Below are 21,893 nucleotides of genomic sequence, written 5' to 3'. Positions count from 1 at the left end.
CAACTTTCCAAAATTCAGTGTCTGCAGGGGCTCTAACAATTTGGCCTACGCGACCTTCATACTTTCTTTGATCGAATTCATCATGAATTCGATATGAATCAAATTCTTGGTTAACTGAATATGGAACAAAATAAGGGTAATACACTGGATACATTCTCAAACAGCTCCTTTGGAAAATTATTTACAGTGGCATCTTATTTCCAAATTATGTATTCCGTGTTAGGTAAATTTTATCGTTCTTGTTTTAGGTATTTAATCACGCGCTTGGGTTTTTATAAACTTGATATTGAATAAAACATTGCCTAATTATGAAAGGAGGACGGGTGTGACAGAACAACTTTCATTCCTTCATCCAGTAGATTTGAAGGCAGTCCGTAAAATCGTGATCAAAGAACTCAAAGATTATCGAGCATTAAAAGTACAGCTTGAGAATAAAAAGGAATCGGTTGACGCTGGCATCAGCCCGTTTCCTTCAATCAGAGATTCTTTCATATATTAAATGAACTGAAGGTTAAGCAGATGGAAAGGGCGTTAGAAAACAGCCTGGATGATGAAGAACGCATGATCATTGAGAAAAAATCCTTAGCAGCCAGCCAAACGAAAGACATCCATATTTATATGGAACCTGGGATTTCAGTATATGCTGGAGCAATTGCAGGGGCAATGTTTGCTGGTAAGTATGCCATAAAAAAAGTATCCGATAATGGAAAGTACGGAATTTCTTATAAATGGATAATTGGTACCCCTGTTGTTGTACCTTGGAGAAATGGTTAATTATTAAGGTGGTAATGTCAAATGAATCGTATATTAGTCTCAATAGCTATTATTATATTCTTAATTGAATATATTGTGGCTCCACTCACAGATATAGATACCGGAAAATACGGCACGTTTATAGGCTTAATATTATTGAGTATTACGGTTCTAAGGCTATCTGATAATGACAAATCATAAAATTTTGAAGGGAGCAGACTTAGGTCTGCTCTTTTTTGTTTATTTTATTTGGGTGTAAAACACGACAAATAAGCGTCAAATTTCCGACAAAACAGGGAACAAATTGGGGGAGAAAAGGGGGACTATTTATGTTTGAAATCTCGATAAACTTAACCTATCAACAAAACACGGGTGACGCGCCTAACCCTTATTAATGGCGTATCCGGATACGGGACAAAGGTGTTGAGGAATGAAGCCGAACGAGAGGAACATTCTGAACCTGGATAGCAGCTAGTCTGCGGCAGCCGTATCGGGGAATAGTAATTTCGTTTTACCTTCGATCTTACTGTACTTGGCTTCCTCTCGAAGTATGTGTGAGGCGCAATTCTTATTAAGCGATTAGCATAAGGAGTTGATAAAAAAGAGCAACTCGAAAAGCGTGACAAACTGTAAAATACAGACGGGTTTCAGTGTTTTACCCTTAATAAAAAGACCGGGGTGTTGTTATCGCCCCGGCTCTGTAATAAAAGATGCCCATCAAAGGGCTTGCTCATCTGATATTCATGATAGACCTATTCCTTCAGGTTCTGAGGCTCAAGGGAGGTCTGTTTTTTTCTTATATACGTCAACAGTGTGTTATAAATGGCTCGAATAAACCATTTATATGTAAATAAGGATATTATAAGATTTCTTCATTTTCTTTTGAAATTTGATTTCTTTTAGGATGAAGGCTAAATGAAGCCAATTATGCTCTAAAATGGAACCGGCCATTTTTATTTTCAAAAAGCAGGAGCTTCATCAATTTTGATACGAAGTAAACTATAAGGTTTCTGTCGTAAGTCTTTTCCATAATGAAATCTAGCCTGCCGATGTAATTGGTTCACGATGACGTATAAGTATCCATCCGGACCAATCGAAAAAGTATCCGGCCATAAAATTCTCGGATCATGTGCGATGGTTTGCATTGTGCCATTCGGCAGTATTTTTCGAATACTATTGTTCTCGTAATCTCCGGCATAAATGGCTCCTTTTGCATCTGTAATCATTCCATCAGACGCACCTTTTTCTCCCCAATACGCCACATGATAAAGTAAATCCATGTCCGGTATATTTCTATCTCTCAGGGCTTCTGTTGAGATCGAGAACAAATGGCGGCTGGTCAGTGGACAAAAAAATAATACCTTTCCGTCAGGAGAAATCGCAATACCGTCGGATGCCAGCCTAAATGGGGAAGTTGAACCATCCCTGTTACGATTCATCAAAATTTTGCCTTCTACTTTCGGTATAAAATAGGAATCCGGTGAAGTTGGATTTGTTCCATTTAACCGTCTGCATGCATTTCCGGTTTCCAAATCAACGACGATAATCGCTCCTGGTCCTTTGGAAGAAGAATCCGTTATATAGGCATAACCTGCAGTTCCAACACGAAAATCAAATCGGACATCATTCAGGTAAGTTGTTGGCAGGACAACATCTTCTGTAAAGGTATACACTCTTCTGATTGTATTGGTTTTTAAATCAACAGCGACTAATTTTGCCCCGCCTTTAATTGGTTCAGAAAAATTGGGCGCCGCCGTATCTAGTACCCAAAGGGTTCCTCTTCCATCAGTAACTACACTTTGGACACTGATGAAAGTCATTTTGATATTCTCAGGGTTAACCAAATTGGTTTGTAAATCAGGATAAGGCTGCAATTTAGCCCCAATTATTTCCGCCACCGTAAATTTAACATCGTCTCCCCATTTCGGAAAACAAATGAAAATACGACCGGTTTCTGAAACAGTAACACCGGTAGGCATAGCTCCATAAAATGCATAAACCAGTTCTAAATCCCCAAAATATTTTTCAAAGGGCAGCATAGGTTTCATAATATCCTCCTCAACCAATTAAACGGGATAACACTTATATATGATTCGCATTTTTTCTAGTGCCTGTTTATTAATACGTTTTTCTATACGAAAAGATGATGGAAGTGCTTATCATTTTATAAGTCAGTCAGGTGACACAGGGGGTTTTTACTTAACGTCTGTCGAAGCAGTCGGCAATTACAACATGGTATGTCCTTTGGTCGGTTTTAAATTCTCTGAAAAAAGAGTTGAAAAAGCAGAAAAGATTTTATAATATGAAATCAAGTTAGTTTGTTCGGTCAACAAACTAATGAAACCCGCTTTAATTATCCATCATGTAAAGGTCTTAAATGGGAGGGGATAAGAGGCTCGATTTAATTGGAGGGTGTATAGAAAGCGAAAGCCAAGCTTTTATCCTGTTCACTATGATGAAAATGCTCTGTGAAAGTAAACTGCTATCATTTTTTTGAAAGCGCTTTTATATGCCGCTCACTGGCCGATAAAATTGAAGAAATGTTATACCATTTCATCATGTTCCTTATGTAAAGGATCGAAAAGGGGAGGAAATCATGCTCAGTGAAAATGTAAAGAAGATCAGCATGGTTGAAAAAGTTGGATATGCGTCTGGAGATTTTGCATGTAATTTAATTTATGCAACAGTGTCTACGTATCTTTTGTTCTTCTATACAGATGTTTTTGGTTTATCGGCAGCAGCAGCCGGTACGATGTTTTTAGTGGTTAGAATCATCGACGCTCTCGCTGATCCTTTTATCGGAACAATAGTTGACAGAACAAATAGCAGGTTTGGCCGCTTTAGACCGTATCTTTTATTCGGAGCTTTTCCCTTTGTCATATTGGCAATACTCTGTTTTACAACCCCGGATTTTTCGGATATGGGGAAATTAATATATGCCTATATCACCTATGTCGGCTTATCGCTTACATACACAATGATAAACGTGCCATATGGCGCGTTAACATCTGCAATGACCAGAAATAATCAAGAAGTTGTTAGTATAACGTCTGTCCGTATGTTATTTGCGAATCTTGGGGGACTTGTCGTTGCATTTTTTGTTCCCTTACTGGCTGCTTATTTAAGCGATACTTCCGGCAGCGAATCTCTTGGCTGGCAGCTAACCATGGGTATTATGGGAGTTATAGGCGGGTGCCTTTTAATCTTTTGTTTTAAAAGCACAAAAGAGCGTGTCACGCTTCAAAAATCCGAAGAAAAAATTAAATTTTCGGATATATTTGAGCAATTTCGTGTGAATCGGCCTCTAGTTGTATTAAGTATTTTCTTTATTATTATTTTTGGAGTGAATTCAATCAGTAATTCGGTTGGCATCTATTACGTAACGTATAATTTAGAAAGAGCGGATTTGGTGAAGTGGTACGGTTTGTTGGGAAGTTTGCCTGCTTTGGTCATTTTACCGTTTATTCCAAAGCTTCATCAATTATTAGGGAAGAAGAAATTACTAAACTATGCATTATTACTGAATATGATCGGCCTCTTAGCTTTACTTTTCGTTCCGTCAAGTAATGTATTCCTCATACTTTCCTTTCGATTACTGGCCGCTGCCGGAAGTCTCACTGCCGGGGGATATATGTGGGCGCTTATTCCTGAAACAATAGAATATGGAGAGTATAAGACCGGGAAAAGAATGGGCGGTCTCATATACGCTATTATCGGATTTTTCTTTAAATTCGGCATGGCCTTGGGAGGGGTTGTACCGGGTTTGGTTCTAGATCAGTTTGGATATGTGGCAAATCAGGTGCAAACGCCGGAGGCATTGACGGGAATTTTAATTACAACAACCATTATTCCCGTGTTCTTACTGGTTCTGGCCATGATTGATATTAATTTCTATAACTTAGATGAGAAAAAATATAAAAGCATGGTTCGAGAATTAGAGAATAGAGACAAAGTTTATTTGGATCATATTGACGATTTCAAAGCTTAAAACATGATGAGTCAACAGAAAATAGCTGAGGAGGAGTTCAAAATGAAGATTATCAATCCAGTACTTAAAGGATTCAACCCCGATCCGAGTATTTGCAGGGTTGGAGAGGATTATTATATCGCTGTATCTACATTTGAGTGGTTTCCGGGAGTCCAGATACACCACTCAAAAGATTTAGTCAATTGGCACTTAGTTGCACATCCATTACAGAGAATTTCGCAATTAGACATGAAAGGAAACCCTAATTCAGGCGGGGTCTGGGCGCCATGTTTAAGTTACAGTGACGGAAAGTTTTGGCTGATCTATACGGATGTTAAGGTCGTAGATGGCGCCTGGAAAGATTGTCACAATTATTTAGTGACTTGTGACACGATTACAGGTGAGTGGGGGGAGCCGATCACATTAAACAGCTCGGGTTTTGATGCTTCTTTGTTCCATGATACGGATGGAAAAAAATATTTATTAAATATGTTATGGGATCAGCGTATTGATCGGCACTCCTTTGGAGGCATTGTCATGCAGGAATATTCTGATAAGGAGCAAAAACTAATCGGTAAACCGAAAGTGATATTTAAAGGAACCGAAAGAAAGCTGACAGAAGCGCCGCACCTTTACCGTATCGGGAACTATTATTATTTATTAACCGCAGAAGGAGGAACGCGGTTCGAACATGCTGCTACAATTGCCCGTTCTGCAAATATTGAAGGCCCATATGAAGTTCATCCTGATAATCCAATCTTAACGTCATGGCATGCGCCGGAAAATCCGCTGCAAAAATGCGGACATGCATCCATTGTACAAACACATACAGGTGAGTGGTATTTAGCTCATTTAACGGGACGTCCCATTCATCCGGACGATGATTCAATTTTTCAGCAGAGGGGATATTGTCCTCTGGGCAGAGAAACAGCTATTCAAAAGCTCTATTGGAAAGATGGCTGGCCTTATGTAGAAGGCGGAAAAGAAGGGAGCTTGGAAGTGGATGCGCCTTCTATACCAGAAACAATGTTTGAAGACACGTATCCGGAAGTTGATGAATTTGAGGATGCAACATTAAATATTAATTTTCAAACGTTAAGAATTCCGTTTACGGAGAAATTAGGATCATTAACTCAAGTGCCAAATCATTTACGATTATACGGTCATGAATCCTTAACTTCGACATTTACTCAGGCATTTGTAGCCAGACGCTGGCAAAGTCTCCATTTTGAAGCGGAAACGGCTGTTGCGTTTTATCCGGAAAATTTTCAGCAAGCCGCTGGATTGGTGAACTATTACAATACAGAGAACTGGACGGCTCTTCAAGTCACGTATGATGAAGAACTTGGCCGTATTCTTGAATTAACGATATGTGATAACTTCTCTTTTTCACAACCGTTAAAAAATAAAATTGTGATTCCTCGTGAAGTCAAGTATGTCTATTTAAAAGTGAATATTGAAAACGAAAAATATTATTATTTCTATTCATTTAACAACGAAGATTGGCACAAAATTGACATTGCATTGGAATCGAAAAAATTATCAGATGATTACATCCGCGGCGGGGGATTCTTTACAGGAGCTTTTGTAGGGATGCAATGCCAAGATACGAGCGGTAATCATATTCCGGCCGACTTCAGATATTTCCGTTATAAAGAAAAATAATTAGCACATGAAAAAGGAGATTTCTATTTTAGAACTCCTTTTTCATATTAGAAGGTGCCTATGTCAGTATTGATTCAGAAATACTCATAGAATAAAAAAACCCATCTTTAAAGATGAGCGTAAACATAGAAGTATGTACATTTCAGTTATGAACCATGTCGAGAAAATGATCAATCACAATAGAGGACATTCCTAAAGCGGGTGCATTTTTTCCTAAGATAGATGGTAATAATTCATAGCTATTGTCTAAATGGGAATAAACCCTGGATGACACTTCACTTTTAATTGAATGTAAAACCATAGGATGCGATTCAATGATGCTGTTTCTTAAAATGATGGCTTGCGGATTAAATGTATTTAGAATATTGGTCAGGCCTATTCCTAAATAGAAACCAAAATTTTGTAATGCCTGTAAAGTTCCAACATCATTCAGATGGGCGAGGTCTATGATATCTTGGCTGGACACTTTTTTCTCTTTCGTCTGAAGAGATGTTAATAAAGCCTTCTCTGAAGCATACAATTCCCAGCAGCCTCGGTTTCCGCAGCTGCATTTAGGACCCTTAAAGTCTATTGTCATATGTCCCATTTCTCCAGAGAATCCGCCAACCCCTCTATATAAATGATTGTTGATTATAACGCCGATCCCTATTCCTGTACCGATACTTGCATAAATCATGTTATCGTGATTTTTTGCAGCTCCAAATACTTTCTCTCCATATGCGCCGGCATTTGCCTCATTTTCAATAAAAACGGGCACATTGAACTTCTCTCGGATGAAAGATTTTAAGTCAATATCTCTCCAGTTGGAGTTCGGAGTGAAAACAATTTTTTGATTTTTGTCAATCAGCCCGGGCACGCAAATACCTATACCAATAAGCCCGTACGGAGATTGGGGCATATGCGTAATAAAGTGATGAATCATCTCAATTAAAATATCTTTAGTGATTTCTGGAGAATTGCATTCCAAACGATGGTGTTGATCAAGGACGATCGTCCCTTCAAGATCTGTTAAAATGCCATTAACATAATCCACGCCAACATCTATTCCTACGGAGTATCCTGCTTTTTTATTAAAAACAAGCATGACAGGTCTTCTGCCGCCGCTGGATTGTCCCTGACCTATTTCAAATACGAGGTTTTCTTTCATTAATGTGTTTACCTGTGACGAAACAGTTGATTTATTTAATCCGGTCATTTCAGATAATTTTGCTCTTGAAATAGGAGAATTCTTAAGTATTTCGTTTAGTAATAACTTTTGGTTAACTTTTTTGACAAAGGCTTGATCAGCGATATCCACTTCATCCACTCCATTTGTATAATCTTTAAATTAAGTTGAACGTTCTGTGTTATCGTGCGAAACGCAGTACATAGCGAATCCAACCTTTATTATATCTAATGTGTTCGTAAAAAACTAAAAAAAATATTGAAAATACTGATGAGGTTATATAAGATGAAAATAAGTTAGTTTGTTTGGGCAACAAACTAATGTGCAACATGACATAAAAGCATCTGTATTTGAATGATCATGTTTAGAATTTATTTTTAAGGGGGAAATCACACATGGCTCACTCTCATTCCGGTTCAGTCAACTATTTTGAAAGCGTAAACAAAGTGATTTACGAAGGGAAAGAATCCACGAATCCTTTAGCATTTAAATACTATAATTCTCAAGAAGTAATTGGCGGAAAAACGATGAAAGAGCATTTGCGATTTTCTATTGCCTATTGGCATACATTTACCGCTGACGGCACAGACATTTTTGGCGCAGCTACGATGCAGAGACCGTGGGATCACTATAAAGGCATGGATCTGGCGAGAGCGAGGGTAGATGCAGCGTTTGAGCTGTTTGAAAAACTGGATGCGCCATTTTTTGCTTTTCATGACCGGGATATCGCACCGGAAGGAAGTACGTTAAAAGAGACAAATCAAAATCTGGATATAATCGTGGACATGATAAAAGACTACATGAGAACCAGCGGCGTTAAGCTATTATGGAATACTGCAAACATGTTTACGAATCCCCGTTTCGTCCATGGTGCGGCGACTTCTTGTAATGCAGATGTATTTGCGTATGCCGCAGCCCAAGTAAAAAAAGGATTAGAAACCGCAAAAGAGCTTGGCGCCGAGAACTATGTATTTTGGGGCGGACGTGAAGGGTACGAAACTTTGTTAAATACCGATTTAAAATTTGAGCTTGATAATATGGCCAGATTTATGCATATGGCAGTGGATTATGCGAAGGAAATCGGGTATACAGGGCAGTTTTTGATTGAACCAAAACCAAAAGAGCCGACCACCCATCAATATGATACGGACGCAGCAACAACCATTGCCTTTTTAAAGCAATATGGCTTAGACAATCATTTTAAATTAAATCTCGAAGCCAATCATGCCACATTAGCCGGGCATACATTCGAACATGAATTACGCATGGCGAGAGTGCATGGTCTGCTTGGCTCTGTTGACGCGAATCAGGGTGATCCGCTTTTAGGCTGGGACACAGATGAATTTCCGACAGATTTATATTCTGCGACATTAGCAATGTACGAAATTCTGCAAAATGGCGGTCTTGGAAGCGGAGGATTAAACTTTGACGCAAAGGTCAGGAGATCTTCTTTTGAGCCTGATGATTTACTATATGCCCATGTTGCAGGGATGGATACATTTGCAAGAGGGTTGAAAGCCGCCCACAAATTAATCGAAGATCGTGTGTTTGAAGATGTGATTCAACACCGTTACCGCAGCTTTACTGAAGGGGTTGGTCTTGAAATTGCAGAAGGAAGAGCTGATTTTAAGACACTTGAGCAATATGCGCTAAACAATCAGTCAATTAAAAACGAATCAGGGAGACAGGAGCGGTTAAAAGCGATATTAAACCAATACATTTTACAGGTATAACAAATGAAAAAAGAAGCTCCAGATCCCGCTGTAAAAAGATGCAGGCAGCCAAGTTCCCGGAATTGCCCGTCATGAAGTTACTGTTATGGCGGGCCATTCCAATGGGGATCTATTTAGAGAGGAAGGAGTGAAAAAATGAAATATGTCATTGGAATAGACCTTGGAACGAGTGCCGTTAAAACCATTTTAGTCAATCAAAACGGCATGGTTTGTGCAGAAACGTCCAAAAGTTACCCGCTCATCCAAGAGAAGGCGGGATATAGTGAGCAAAATCCTGAAGACTGGGTGCAGCAAACAATTGAAGCATTGGCTGAATTGATTTCGATATCCAACGTTCAAGCCGGGGATATTGACGGGATTAGCTATTCAGGACAAATGCATGGGTTAGTACTGCTTGACCAAGATCGGCGGGTGCTGCGTCATGCGATTCTTTGGAATGATACCAGAACGACGCCTCAATGTAACAGGATTACCGAGACATTTGGCGATCATCTGCTTGATATCACAAAAAACCGTGTACTTGAAGGGTTTACATTACCTAAAATGTTATGGGTGAAGGAACATGAGCCTGAACTTTTTCACAAAACCGCTGTTTTTTTGCTTCCGAAAGACTATGTGAGATTCCGCATGACTGGCGCCATTCACACCGAATACTCCGATGCGGCGGGAACGTTACTTTTACATATGACCCGCAAAGAGTGGAGCGATGAGATTTGCAATCAATTTGGTATTTCAGCGGAAATTTGTCCTCCGCTTGTTGAATCCCATGACTGTGTAGGATCGCTGCTTCCGAGCGTTGCGGCGGAGACTGGGCTGTTGGAAAAAACAAAAGTGTACGCTGGGGGAGCAGATAATGCTTGCGGTGCTGTCGGAGCCGGTATTCTTTCTTCCGGAAAAACGTTATGCAGCATTGGGACGTCAGGAGTCATACTTTCCTGTGAAGAAGACAAAGAAAGAGATTTTAAAGGGAAAGTGCACTTTTTTAATCATGGAAAAAAGGATTCATTTTATACGATGGGGGTCACGCTCGCTGCAGGGTACAGCTTGGACTGGTTTAAAAAAACGTTTGCGCCAAACGAATCGTTTGAACAATTATTGCGGGGAGTGGAATCTGTTCCGATAGGAGCAAATGGACTGCTGTACACTCCTTACTTAGTCGGTGAAAGAACGCCGCATGCTGATTCATCTATTCGGGGAAGCTTGATCGGAATGGACGGAGCCCATAAAAGAGAGCACTTTTTGAGGGCGATAATGGAAGGCATCACATTCTCTTTATATGAATCAATTGAGCTATTCCGCGAAGCGGGAAAATCAGTTGATACGGTTGTCTCTATTGGCGGGGGAGCTAAAAATGAAACGTGGCTTCAAATGCAAGCTGATATTTTCAATACGAGGGTGGTTAAGTTAGAGAATGAACAAGGTCCCGCCATGGGGGCTGCGATGTTAGCTGCCTTCGGAAGCGGGTGGTTTGACTCTCTTGAAGAATGTGCAGAGCAGTTCATTCATGAAGCAGCTGCATTTTATCCAAAAGAACAAAATGTTCAAAAATATAAAACACTATTCGAGTTGTATAAGAACATTTACGTTCACACAAAAGATCTCAATACAGCTTTAAAGAGCTTTAGACAAAAATGAAGAAAGAACCTCGCCAAATTGGCCAGGTTCTTTTTATATTGCACAAAAACAGACACGGTGATATAATCAGAACACGCGTGCTTTCTGTGTGAAAAGTCATAGTTATCCATCTTATATTATGATTATATCATGCTGAAAAGCTCTTGTCAAATTTTTTTGAAGGGGAGATATAGAATGAGTTCTTTGGTTCTCGGCATTCACGAAATTGAAAAAACACAGCCTTTGCTCGTTGGAGGAAAAGGGTTACATTTAGGGGAATTATCAAAAATTCAAGGAATACAAGTACCGGAAGGATTTTGTGTCACAACCGCAGGATATCAAAAAGCCATTGAACAAAACGAAACGTTACAAGCGCTGTTGGATCAACTGACCATGCTGAAAGTGGAGAATCGGAATCAAATTGGTGAAGTCAGCAAAAAAATCCGGCAAACCATTATGGAAGCAGAAATTCCTTCAGATGTAGTCAAAGCAGTTGCTTGCCATCTCTCCCGATTCGGCGAAGAACATGCCTATGCCGTACGTTCCAGTGCGACAGCTGAGGATTTACCGCATGCCTCTTTTGCCGGTCAACAAGACACCTATTTAAATATTACCGGCGTCGATGCGATCTTGCAGCATATCAGTAAATGTTGGGCGTCCCTATTTACGGATCGCGCGGTCATTTACCGTATGCAAAATGGATTTGATCACAGCCAAGTTTATTTATCCGTTATCATCCAAAGGATGGTGTTCCCTCAGGCTTCGGGAATTTTATTTACCGCTGATCCGATAACCGGAAACCGAAAGCTGCTGTCCATCGATGCCGGTTTTGGACTTGGTGAAACACTTGTCTCCGGCTTAGTCTCTGCCGATTGTTATAAAGTACAGGACGGGCAAATCGTCGATAAGAGAATAGAAACTAAAAAATTGGCTATCTATGGACGAAAAGAAGGCGGAACAGAAACACAGGAGATCGCTCTTGATCAGCAAAAGATTCAAACACTGACTGATGAACAAATTTTACAGCTGGCACGTATCGGGAGACAGATCGAAGCTCATTTCGGCCAGCCGCAAGATATCGAATGGTGTTTGGACCGCGATACTTTTTATATTGTCCAAAGTCGTCCGATCACAACGTTATACCCCGTTCCTGAAGCGAACGATCAAGAAAATCACGTCTATATCTCTGTTGGTCATCAGCAAATGATGACGGATCCCATAAAACCCCTTGGATTGTCTTTTTTTCTGTTGACGACTGCTGCACCCATGCGTAAAGCCGGCGGAAGGCTATTCGTTGATGTCACACATCAACTGGCATCTCCTAATGTCAGAGAAGTTTTCTTAAAAGGCATGGGGCAGCACGATCCGCTCTTAAAAGACGCACTTATGACCATAATAGAGCGAGATGATTTCATTAAGCCGGTACCTGATAAAACGGCACCGATTCCCGGCAAAGGCAATGCAGATATGCCGGAACAAGCTGAAAACGATCCGGCAATTGTTTCTGATTTGATTAAGAGCAGTCAGGCATCGATAGAAGAGTTAAAACAAAACATCCAGACGAAATCAGGATCTGATTTATTTCGTTTTATTTTGGAAGATATCCAGGAATTAAAGAAGATTCTATTTAACCCGAAAAGTTCGGTGTTGATTCGAACTGCAATGGATGCTTCATCATGGATTAACGAAAAAATGAACGAGTGGTTAGGTGAAAAAAACGCAGCAGATACGCTTTCTCAATCTGTACCCCATAATATTACCTCAGAAATGGGGCTTGCGCTATTGGACGTCGCCGATGTGATCCGCCCTTATCCAGAAGTAATTGCCTATTTAGAGAATGTAAAAGATGATCACTTTTTGGATGGGCTGGTGACGTTTGAAGGCGGGCGGGAAACCCATGACGCTATCTATGCTTATCTCAACAAGTACGGAATGCGATGTGCCGGAGAAATTGATATGACAAGAACTCGATGGAGCGAAAAACCAACTGCACTTGTCCCTATGATTCTTAATAATCTCAAAAACTTTGAGCCAAATGCCAGCCAGCGGAAATTTGAGCAAGGGCGGCAGGAGGCGTTGAAGAAAGAACAAGAGTTATTAGACCGATTGAAGCAATTACCGGATGGTGAACAAAAAGCCAAAGAAACCAAACGAATGATCCGCATCATCCGGAACTTCAGCGGGTTCAGAGAATATCCAAAATACGGCATGATCAGCCGCTACTTCGTTTATAAGCAGGCTTTACTGAAAGAAGCCGAACAACTCGCAGAAGCGGGCGTTATTCATGAAAAAGAAGACATATACTATCTCACTTTTGAAGAACTTCAGGAAGTCGTACGCACACATAAATTGGATTACCAAATCATCAGCACACGAAAAGGCGAGTATAAAGTATATGAAAAACTATCTCCGCCGCGTGTTATCACGTCTGACGGTGAAATCATTACAGGCGAGTACACACGAGAAAACCTCCCGGCCGGAGCGATTGCAGGGCTGCCCGTTTCCTCGGGAGTCATAGAGGGGCGGGCACGGGTTATTTTAAACATGGAAGATGCCGATTTGGAAGATGGAGATATATTAGTTACCTCCTATACTGATCCCAGCTGGACGCCATTGTTTGTATCCATAAAAGGCCTGGTCACTGAAGTTGGCGGACTGATGACCCATGGAGCGGTTATCGCGCGTGAATACGGCTTACCTGCAGTTGTTGGAGTTGAAAATGCAACCCAATTGATAAAAGATGGGCAGCGAATCCGCGTTCATGGAACAGAAGGCTCTATTGAAATATTATAATAGCGGGGGTGTGCAGCACGTCACCAGATATTTCCCGCATTTTACTAAGAAAAGCCGGAACCTCTTAAAGGAGGAATCCGGCTTTTTTTATGTGAAAGCCATTTTGCTTAACAATTATTTATATGAATGGTAGCGTTTTATTAAAGAGAGAAGGTGATTTATGAGATGGTCTGTTTGATATGTAGTATTGGTGCCGGATGACAATTATTTTTTTACAAAGGGGTTATTTTCATGAACAAGTCTTGTGTTAAAGATGAAGACAAGTCTGGTGTCTTTGAGACAGAAAAGTCTGCAGAAGATAAAACGGGCTCATCATCAAACATGATGAGTGCTAAGGGTTGGACTGGATGTGTATCAGATTGTTTATGCGATAAGAATATTAGCCAATGGGCAATCACTGGTTTAACTATTTTATGTGGAACTGCTTGCTATGCTTGTATAAATACTGCAGGTATTATTGGTGTCAATGCAAGCTTTGATTGGGAGAAATGTAAATGATTAATATTTTAAGTAAGATACTATTTATTTTGTCTGGTTGCGCATTGTTGATCTTTGGGATCATTTTAAAGAATGGATCAATGGCTTTTGGATTGTTCGCCTTAATCTTCATAGCGGCAATATTAGTCCGAGTATTCCATAAAAGATCTGAAAAGGATTAGCAGCCGTAGGCAGGGGAGGAAACTCTCCTGCTTATGAAAAAACTTCAGAGTAAAAATAAAATGTTTATTTTAAATGGATTTGTTTTTCAAAAGTAAAAACGCCATAAAACTTCTTATGGCGTCTGTCCGAACTAAGGGATGCAATGTTTGGGAGACGAATATAAATCGTCAATGTGCTAGAAAAGGAATGCAGCACCTACAATGATTAACAAAATGAACAGCACAACGATCAATACGAAAGAGCTTCCACCGTAATTCCCCATATTATTGCCACCTCCTGTTGTTAGGATAGTACATAATATGCCGGACGATAAATTTCGACATAGATTTAAGTCTAAATAAGAAAAAATGGATGTTATGTCTAAAATGAAGAGCTTCTAAGAATATGAAATAATGGGAAGTTAACTGAAAGAGAGAAATGGATGGGACGGTTTGCTGTTTAAAGAGGAGGGATATGGCTAAACATGCAATAAAACTGTGTATGAAAGTGGTGAGCCATGAAGTTACTTCATCATGCAGAGCCACATACGAAGAGGTACAGGGAAATTATAGTTAACGAAAATATTCATCATTTCCCGGGCAAGCGCAGTATACGACAAATCAAAACAAATCACAAAGGGACGGAAGGTACGATACAAGGAGGCTGCTTGCGGGTTTGTGGTGCAGATAAAGTTATAGGCAACGATGACCGGGGCGGCTGCGGATCAACTGAAACGAAGTATATTCCCAGGCAAGGAGTATTTATTTAACCTGAAACTTTTATAAAGCATTAACGTATTACTTTATAAAGGTAAGTAAGGAGGCTTCTGGATGGGATTAAAAAATTTCTTTAATACTGAGTTAAAATGCTCTATCTGCGGAAAAACATTAAAATCTGGGGATGAGATAACAGCTTATCTTACACTTCCGAGTGAGAAGAAGATGCCTGTGGGGAGAATGGACAAAGTGTTAAGCAAACACTCTGATAAGGTCTGCTGTAAAAAGTGCAGTGAGTAGGTTTTTAGTGTTATGAGGAACCTCTGGCGGGTTTCCTCATAACAAATATCAACCAATTAAATGAGAAAAAAGCGAAATTGTGATGATTAAAGTAGATAAAGAACTGAGGGATACCAAAGGGATCATTTTTCGTTTACTTTGCTTTTTTGAAGGTTTGTTTAGCTCGTGGATCACTGCACCCCATAAAAGCATGGATGCTAAAATGATAAGATTCATATGTAACAACACTCCTTTGTTTCTTTTCTATAAATTTTACCATATATATCACAAGGATGTCGATTGACCGAACATCTCTTCTAAAATTGTTGAGAGATTCAGTGAACTATTATGTAGATTAAATTGGGCGTCAAATTACTCAGTGAAGATGAAGCTGTATACATAAGCAAAGGTTCAACAGGCGTTTTATTGAATATCAAATGAAGCAATAGAAGGGTTTATCGGTGTCGCAAAGTATAAAGCATATGGTAATTCGCGTATTATGCGGTTAGGTGAAAAAATTAAGCTTTCTGCGTGGTATCTTGAAGTGACAGGAGGTGAGCGGCATAAATGTGTCAGAGCAAAAAGAGCACTTCCAATTCTAATAAGGAAAGGAATTGAGAATTGAAATTAGAACGTTTGTTATCAATCATATTCAAGCTCTTACATAATGAAATTTTATCTGCTTCCAGTTTAGCTGATGAATTTCAAGTATCAACGCGGACAATTTATAGAGACATCGAAGCGATTTGTGCAGCTGGAATACCAGTCGTTTCATACCAAGGGGCTAACGGCGGTTTTGGGATAATGAGAGGATACAAATTTGATAAAAGTTTAATCGGTTCTCATGATGTATTGAATTTAGTTACAGTATTAAGCAGTTTGTCGAGTGTTTTTGAAGATAAGGAAGTTGAACACACGATAGATAGATTAAAATCTCTGGATACAAGCGAAAGCAGCAGGACTTTGTATGTTAACTTGGAAAGCCTTAGAACAGAACCGAATTCATTAATCCGGCTGCGAAAAGCTATACAGGAAAAAAAGGCAGTACGCTTTGATTATGTCAGTAATAAAAATGAATTTACATCACGTGAAGCAGAACCTATCCACCTTCAGTATAAGTTTCGTAGTTGGTATGTATATGGCTTCTGCAGAGAACGTCAAGATGATAGAGAATTTAGAGTATCACGTATGATGAATATAACGCTTACTCAAGAAGAGTTTTTGCGCAGTCACAAAGTGAAAGATGAACCATCTTATTCAGAATCCGACCTGGGAGGGTTTGCGGATGTAGTCATTTGGGTTAATCCTAATTCCATAGCTAAAGTATTAGATCAATTTCAGAACGCTTCAAAAGTCATGAACAGAGATGGAAGTATGACGTTTACAATCTCTGTGTATCGGCCTCAGCATGCCGGATGGCTTAAATCAATTCTTTTAAGCTTTGGCAGTGGCGCTAAAATTATAAAACCGGTGGAACTTCAATCAATTTTAATGGATGAAGCTGAAAAAATAATGAAAATTTATAAAGATGTATGACAATCTGCTGTCATATATCTTTTTTTATAATCACAAGTATCAACTTTAAAGGAGAGATGTTAAATGAACCATGCGAAAAATATGTATCAGTACCATGTTTGGGCGAATAAAGCGTTATTAGAAAGAATAAAGGAATTACCAAGTAATGTCCTTTATGAAGAGGTTCACAGTTCATATCCTACAATTGCTCAAACGTTCAGTCACATTTGCGCGGTGGATGTTATGTGGCTGCAAGTACTTAAAGGAATAGACATGCAGGAAGCATTGGAAGCTTCTATGGGTTATTCAGAAAGGGCTCATTTATATTCTGCAGATGAATTTGCGGCGTCTTATGAAGAACTGGCTTCACAGTTTGAAGAATGGATGAATAGCCAAACAGATTTAGAACAAAAAATGAACTTAAATAATCCTTGGTTAGGTTACAGAGAAACTGCTTACTCAGAAATTTTATTCCATGTTGCCAATCACGGAACTTATCATCGGGGCAGCATAACAACTATGTTAAGACAGCAGGGCTACGCTTCGGCAATGACTGACCTTGCATTATATTGGTATCAGGGTTAGTTCAGGCAGTACTCGCTAAATGAATGTCCGCTGAATGGTCTGTAGAGCTTCTTTTCTGAACTAAATGACAAAGTCTCATTCAGTCTGGGTGGGGCGCTGAGCAAGAATCGAGATCAAAGGCTGCCGTATCATTCCCGGCAGCCTTAAGATTAGGAAGTAAAATCGATAACCATGCGGCCGGTCACTTTACCTTGCTCCATTTCTTCAAAAATATCATTCACATCTTCAATCGGGCGCTTTGTCACTTTAGGTACAACTTTACCGTCTGCGGCAAATTGAAAAGCTTCCTTCAAATCTTCTCTGGTACCTACTAATGAACCTACTACCTGAATCCCATCTAACACGAGACGGGGAATATCTAAATCCATTTTGTCCACCGGTAAACCGACAGCGACTACACGGGCTCCTGCTTTTACAACATCAATCGCTTGATTGAAAGGGGTTTTAGAGACAGCCGTGATGACCACAGCATCAAGCCCTGAATCGTTAGTCACTTCTTTTGCTTTAGCGACGGGGTCTTCGTTTAAACTGTTTACAACCGCATCAGCGCCTAAGCTCTTAGCAAAATTCAATTTTTCATCGCTAATGTCGAAAGCAATTACTTTAGCGTTAAAGACATTTTTTGCATATTGAACAGCCAAGTTGCCTAAACCGCCGACTCCAAATACACCGATCCATTGACCTGGTTTAATTTCACTGACTTTAACCGCTTTATAAGTTGTTACACCTGCACAAGTAATGCTGCTTGCTGCTGCAGGATCTAAATTTTCCGGCACCTTTATTGCATAATCAACCGCTACGATTGCTTCTTCAGCCATTGCGCCGTCAACTGTATAGCCGGCATTTTTTACATCCCGGCACAAGGTTTCACGGCCAGTTAGGCAATATTCACAGCAGCCGCAGCTTTCAAACATCCAGGCAATAGAGACGCGGTCGCCCTTTTTCAGACTTGTTACACCTTCACCGATCTCAGTTACAATGCCTATTCCCTCATGACCTAAAGTGACGCCAGTAACATCCCCGAAATCAGCATTTTTAACATGCAAGTCAGTATGACATACACCGCAGTATTCCATCTTAACTTTGGCTTCACCATGTCGCAAAGGACGTAATTCTTTTTGTACGATCGCTATACTTTTGTCTTTTGTTGCTACTACTGCTTTCAAATCATACACCCCTTTCAAATATTAGCAGAAAATTTTTACTTATCTTACAATTTAACATACCGCTCTTATTTTGAAAACCCTTACATTTTGCGGATAAGTGTCTCTACAAAAATTGAGGGAGCTGTGCAGGGAGGATTCTATTGATGATTTGTCATCTCCAAATGCACAGAATTTACATATATACATGAATAGATACGTTTTCAAAGGAGGCCTTTTTTTGAGCGATAAAAAGCTGACGGAAGATAAATTTGACAATCACCGGCTCACTAAGTTTTTGCCCTTATCAGCCCTAACCCTGTTACATCATTTAATCCGGTTCAAAGACACCCTAAAATCGATAAAACTTCGTTCATAAGTCCGTTTTCCAGCGTGAAAGGAGACGTGAGAATAAAGGACAATGTTTAAGTAACGTCAAATGCAGCTATTCGTGCGATTGGTTCAAATCAAGACGGAGTCATTTTACATGGTTTGTTAACACAATTTGTTTCAGTCAAAGATAAGGCATATTTCATTTATATCGGAAACAATGTAAGTGTCGGACATGATGCTCTCATTCATGGCCCTAAAGCTTCGCGAATGAGCCTAAAATCGGCTCTTTTATAACTTTCCTTTAGCGCTTTAATGGAGAAATGCAGCACTCATGGTTCTGCTGGATAAGACAACTTTTCTTATACAATTAAACATCTTGCAAGTTACTTATTTTTACATAACTGTTGGAAATCGTCTTTCTATCTGAGATAATAAAAATCATATTGATTGATACATGGGGGAGTAAGGATGGGCCGTTTTTATCAAGCGGCAGGCAAACCATTTTACAAACAATTCCTCAAGCGGTTTTTAAAATCAGTGCTTTGGATAAACGCTGTAAGAAAGACTCTCTGTTTAAATAAACGAGGTGAAAATCAATGAATGGTATAGAATTCTTAGAATCTGTGTCGCGACTTGGACAACTCATTTTGGTGTTTTCCTGCTACGCCGTTTATTGGAAATTGGGTAAAACGAAAAGGGAGCGAAGACTTACAAAATTCGAAGCTTTGCTTAGGTTCTTTGTAATGTTTGGTCTATCTGCATGGGGGCTGTCGTTTCTTGCTTTGAATTTGTGGTCATAATCTTTCTGCCGATATTTGAGCTTAAACTGCAGAGAATTACACTGGCAGGAGATGATTTTACCCTTTGTGAAAAGAATTTCACGGGTAATCATTTGAACTTGAGCGCGGCTGATAAGGTGAAGGAGCCGGCTGCGGAGATGTGTGGATTAAAGGCTTTTACGGATTCGAACACGATGAGCCGGATGCAGATTGGTGAGCGATACACAGTCAAGGTATTTCCTTGACCTTTTTTAATGGCAATAAAATTTCTGGATATTAAGATAGTGAATTGATGATCTGCCAAAAAACATAGATCTTTTAAAGTGATGGATATATACTGATTTTAAACAATAGGAAAAAATGGATACTTTATTTTTATAAAAAGCAGGTGAAATATATGGAAGCAGCGTCTTGGAGCAAAAGTCAAAGCTATACTTACACATTGGCTTTTTCAAGTTTGTCGTATGGTTTGATCTTCGGGCTATATATGTTTGTATACTCGGGTTTTGTGCCATTTGCATTGGTTACTGTGGTTATCATTGCTTTTTACGCATTCATTACTTACCTTTTGTTTGCTGTTCCTGTGCAACTATGGCTAAGAAAGAAGCCTAAAAAGTTTAGTTTGGTTCATCTTTTCATTTATACAGCAGTCGCTTTTTTAGCTGTGTTCTTGTTCTGGTACATAGATAATCCGCCAATTGATTTCTCAGTTTTTAGAACTTTCATTTATTACATAATGAGCATTGTTGCTGCGTTCATATATTGGTTCTGGGACTCTATATTTCTGAGAAATTACAATACTCCCCAGAAGTAAAGCTGATTTTCTAAAAAAGACCGACTAGCGCCATGCACAGTCTGCATTGTTCAAATTGAAATTCATGTGATGAATCCAGAAAGCGGGTGAGGAAAAATGGAATACATTGAGTTGACTAGGGACAATATTGATGACAATCATATTTGCTGTGCATTAGGTACGAAACAATATGAGGATGCGGTAAATGAAAAGAAGAGCTGGCTCAAAGATCGAATGATTGATGGCTTGGTGTTCTATCGCCTAAACAAACGGGCAAAAGTTTTTATTGAATATTTACCTGCAGAAGAAGCATGGGTTCCGGTAAGCGCACCTAATTTTATGTTTATTAATTGTCTTTGGGTCTCAGGTAAATATAAGAATAACGGACATGCGAAACACTTGTTAGAAAAATGTGTGTCAGATGCAAAATCCCGAGGTATGGATGGGATAGTTCATATAGTGGGGAAGAAAAAACTCCCTTATTTAAGTGATAAGCATTTCTTCGAGCATATGGGATTTGCTGTGCAAGATGAAGCAGAACCCTATTTTCAGTTGGTGTCACTGACGTGGAATGAACATGCACATCCTCCTGTATTTAAAAAACAGGTGAAAAGTAATTCCGTTAATGATAAGGGAATCACAATATTTTATACAGCTCAATGCCCATTTGCAGTCGGATTGTTAAAGGATTTAAAGGAACTGATTGAAAAGAAAGGACTTCATTTTCAGGCCCGGCGAATAACGTCAAAAGATATGGCGCAAAAATCCCCGGCAGTTTGGACGACTTTCAGCGTGTTTTATAATGGGACATTTCTCACTCATGAGATGATGAGCGTGAATAAGTTTGAAAAAATACTCAATGGCTTAATTTAAACTATCTTAAGACTAACTTCGAGGGAAATGAATTCTGTAATGACCTTTACTGCGCTGTTAGCTGTTTTTGGCATAAATAATATTGGGTTGTCACATATGAAGGAATCTAGGTGTACTCGTTATCTCACTTCCCTGCATTTAAGACTGGGATCCATACTCTTTATAACCATCAGCCGATGCATTTTCCGCGATTTGACTTGCGGGAGAAAACATCAGTTTGATGGTTATTTTTATGAACGGAGAAAGTTCAACGCAACAAAAAAGAAGTTCTTCAGGCATTATATCCTATGGTAAAATTTAGACAGAAAGAAGCGGAAAGGAGACGTAAATGAAAGTATTTGAAGCAGCCTCGTTCATTTCAGCCGCAGAAAAGCGGGCTAAACAATACGATCAGATTAGAGAACAATTTATTAATCTCAGAAAAGCGTTTCAGGAAATGGCTGACTTAGACGACAGTGAGTTTTCAGGCAAAGGCGCCGACAATATCAAAGCCTTTTTCCAAGACCACGCCAGCGTCACGGACAGCTGGCTTGATCTGATCGATATGAA

19 protein-coding genes are annotated in these 21,893 nt (G+C 39.5%); 15 read left to right on the top strand and 4 right to left on the bottom strand.

What is annotated here, in order from left to right; translation table 11 throughout:
* The first annotated feature begins 325 nt into the window (after window positions 1–325).
* Window positions 326–499, top strand: a complete 174-nt coding sequence (locus tag AR442_RS20825) for an ArpU family phage packaging/lysis transcriptional regulator (protein ID WP_014417984.1) — start codon at window positions 326–328, stop codon at window positions 497–499.
* A gap of 20 nt (window positions 500–519) precedes the next feature.
* Window positions 520–774, top strand: a complete 255-nt coding sequence (locus tag AR442_RS20820; RefSeq protein ID WP_022553307.1) for an ArpU family phage packaging/lysis transcriptional regulator — start codon at window positions 520–522, stop codon at window positions 772–774.
* Between the two features lie 938 nt (window positions 775–1,712).
* Here AR442_RS20820 and AR442_RS03250 read toward each other — a convergent pair.
* A complete protein-coding gene (locus tag AR442_RS03250; protein WP_053284970.1) occupies window positions 1,713–2,801 on the bottom strand; it encodes an L-dopachrome tautomerase-related protein in 1,089 nt (362 codons plus the stop codon).
* Between the two features lie 548 nt (window positions 2,802–3,349).
* Between AR442_RS03250 and AR442_RS03245 the strand changes: the two genes are divergently transcribed.
* Both AR442_RS03245 and xynB read left to right on the top strand, forming a co-directional pair.
* Entirely contained in the window at window positions 3,350–4,741 is a 1,392-nt protein-coding gene (locus AR442_RS03245; RefSeq protein WP_021493442.1) for an MFS transporter, read from the top strand.
* A 42-nt stretch (window positions 4,742–4,783) separates the two neighbouring features.
* On the top strand, window positions 4,784–6,385 hold the full coding sequence (gene xynB / locus AR442_RS03240) for a xylan 1,4-beta-xylosidase (RefSeq protein WP_053284969.1): 1,602 nt from the start codon (window positions 4,784–4,786) through the stop codon (window positions 6,383–6,385).
* Between the two features lie 142 nt (window positions 6,386–6,527).
* On the opposite strand, the gene xylR is transcribed toward xynB, so the two are convergent.
* The gene (xylR, locus tag AR442_RS03235; RefSeq protein ID WP_017417839.1) at window positions 6,528–7,682 is read right to left on the bottom strand and encodes a transcriptional repressor XylR; all 1,155 of its coding nucleotides are present in this window, start codon (window positions 7,680–7,682) and stop codon (window positions 6,528–6,530) included.
* A gap of 263 nt (window positions 7,683–7,945) precedes the next feature.
* On the opposite strand from xylR, the gene xylA reads away from it, so the two are divergent.
* The 4 genes from xylA to AR442_RS03215 all read left to right on the top strand — a co-directional run bounded on the left by xylA (window position 7,946) and on the right by AR442_RS03215 (window position 14,188).
* Window positions 7,946–9,283 carry a xylose isomerase gene (gene xylA, locus AR442_RS03230; RefSeq protein WP_014417990.1) on the top strand — a complete coding sequence of 446 codons (1,338 nt, stop codon included), beginning with the start codon at window positions 7,946–7,948 and terminating at the stop codon, window positions 9,281–9,283.
* Between the two features lie 135 nt (window positions 9,284–9,418).
* Entirely contained in the window at window positions 9,419–10,918 is a 1,500-nt protein-coding gene (gene xylB / locus AR442_RS03225; protein ID WP_014417991.1) for a xylulokinase, read from the top strand.
* A 174-nt stretch (window positions 10,919–11,092) separates the two neighbouring features.
* Window positions 11,093–13,690: a phosphoenolpyruvate synthase gene (gene ppsA, locus AR442_RS03220; RefSeq protein ID WP_014417992.1), complete on the top strand. Its 2,598-nt coding sequence runs from the start codon at window positions 11,093–11,095 to the stop codon at window positions 13,688–13,690.
* Window positions 13,691–13,921: 231 nt separating this feature from the next.
* On the top strand, window positions 13,922–14,188 hold the full coding sequence (locus AR442_RS03215) for a hypothetical protein (RefSeq protein WP_021493437.1): 267 nt from the start codon (window positions 13,922–13,924) through the stop codon (window positions 14,186–14,188).
* 337 nt (window positions 14,189–14,525) lie between these two features.
* Here AR442_RS03215 and AR442_RS19750 read toward each other — a convergent pair whose 3' ends face one another.
* Window positions 14,526–14,612 carry a YjcZ family sporulation protein gene (locus AR442_RS19750; protein WP_076983440.1) on the bottom strand — a complete coding sequence of 29 codons (87 nt, stop codon included), beginning with the start codon at window positions 14,610–14,612 and terminating at the stop codon, window positions 14,526–14,528.
* 547 nt (window positions 14,613–15,159) lie between these two features.
* On the opposite strand from AR442_RS19750, the gene AR442_RS03205 reads away from it, so the two are divergent.
* The 3 genes from AR442_RS03205 to AR442_RS03190 all read left to right on the top strand — a co-directional run bounded on the left by AR442_RS03205 (window position 15,160) and on the right by AR442_RS03190 (window position 17,424).
* Entirely contained in the window at window positions 15,160–15,345 is a 186-nt protein-coding gene (locus AR442_RS03205) for a hypothetical protein (RefSeq protein WP_003154035.1), read from the top strand.
* A 600-nt stretch (window positions 15,346–15,945) separates the two neighbouring features.
* Window positions 15,946–16,860: a helix-turn-helix transcriptional regulator gene (locus AR442_RS03195; protein ID WP_014417993.1), complete on the top strand. Its 915-nt coding sequence runs from the start codon at window positions 15,946–15,948 to the stop codon at window positions 16,858–16,860.
* A gap of 63 nt (window positions 16,861–16,923) precedes the next feature.
* Window positions 16,924–17,424, top strand: coding sequence for a DinB family protein (locus AR442_RS03190; protein WP_014417994.1), 501 nt, complete (start codon window positions 16,924–16,926; stop codon window positions 17,422–17,424).
* A 149-nt stretch (window positions 17,425–17,573) separates the two neighbouring features.
* Here AR442_RS03190 and adhP read toward each other — a convergent pair whose 3' ends face one another.
* Entirely contained in the window at window positions 17,574–18,590 is a 1,017-nt protein-coding gene (adhP, locus tag AR442_RS03185; RefSeq protein WP_014417995.1) for an alcohol dehydrogenase AdhP, read from the bottom strand.
* Between the two features lie 905 nt (window positions 18,591–19,495).
* Here adhP and AR442_RS20815 point away from each other — a divergent pair.
* The 4 genes from AR442_RS20815 to AR442_RS03160 all read left to right on the top strand — a co-directional run.
* The gene (locus tag AR442_RS20815) at window positions 19,496–19,699 is read left to right on the top strand and encodes a hypothetical protein (RefSeq protein WP_017417852.1); all 204 of its coding nucleotides are present in this window, start codon (window positions 19,496–19,498) and stop codon (window positions 19,697–19,699) included.
* Between the two features lie 376 nt (window positions 19,700–20,075).
* The gene (locus AR442_RS03170; protein WP_014417997.1) at window positions 20,076–20,492 is read left to right on the top strand and encodes a UPF0715 family protein; all 417 of its coding nucleotides are present in this window, start codon (window positions 20,076–20,078) and stop codon (window positions 20,490–20,492) included.
* 96 nt (window positions 20,493–20,588) lie between these two features.
* The gene (locus AR442_RS03165; RefSeq protein ID WP_014417998.1) at window positions 20,589–21,344 is read left to right on the top strand and encodes an N-acetyltransferase; all 756 of its coding nucleotides are present in this window, start codon (window positions 20,589–20,591) and stop codon (window positions 21,342–21,344) included.
* A 328-nt stretch (window positions 21,345–21,672) separates the two neighbouring features.
* A partial coding sequence (locus AR442_RS03160; protein ID WP_239689777.1) for a T7SS effector LXG polymorphic toxin occupies window positions 21,673–21,893 on the top strand: 221 nt, incomplete at its 3' end.

It is taken from the genome of Bacillus velezensis (assembly GCF_001461825.1).
GTDB classification, from domain to species: Bacteria; Bacillota; Bacilli; order Bacillales; family Bacillaceae; genus Bacillus; species Bacillus velezensis.
The sequence above is the reverse complement of the archived record's forward strand: the minus strand, read 5'-3'. Positions and strand labels throughout refer to the sequence as shown.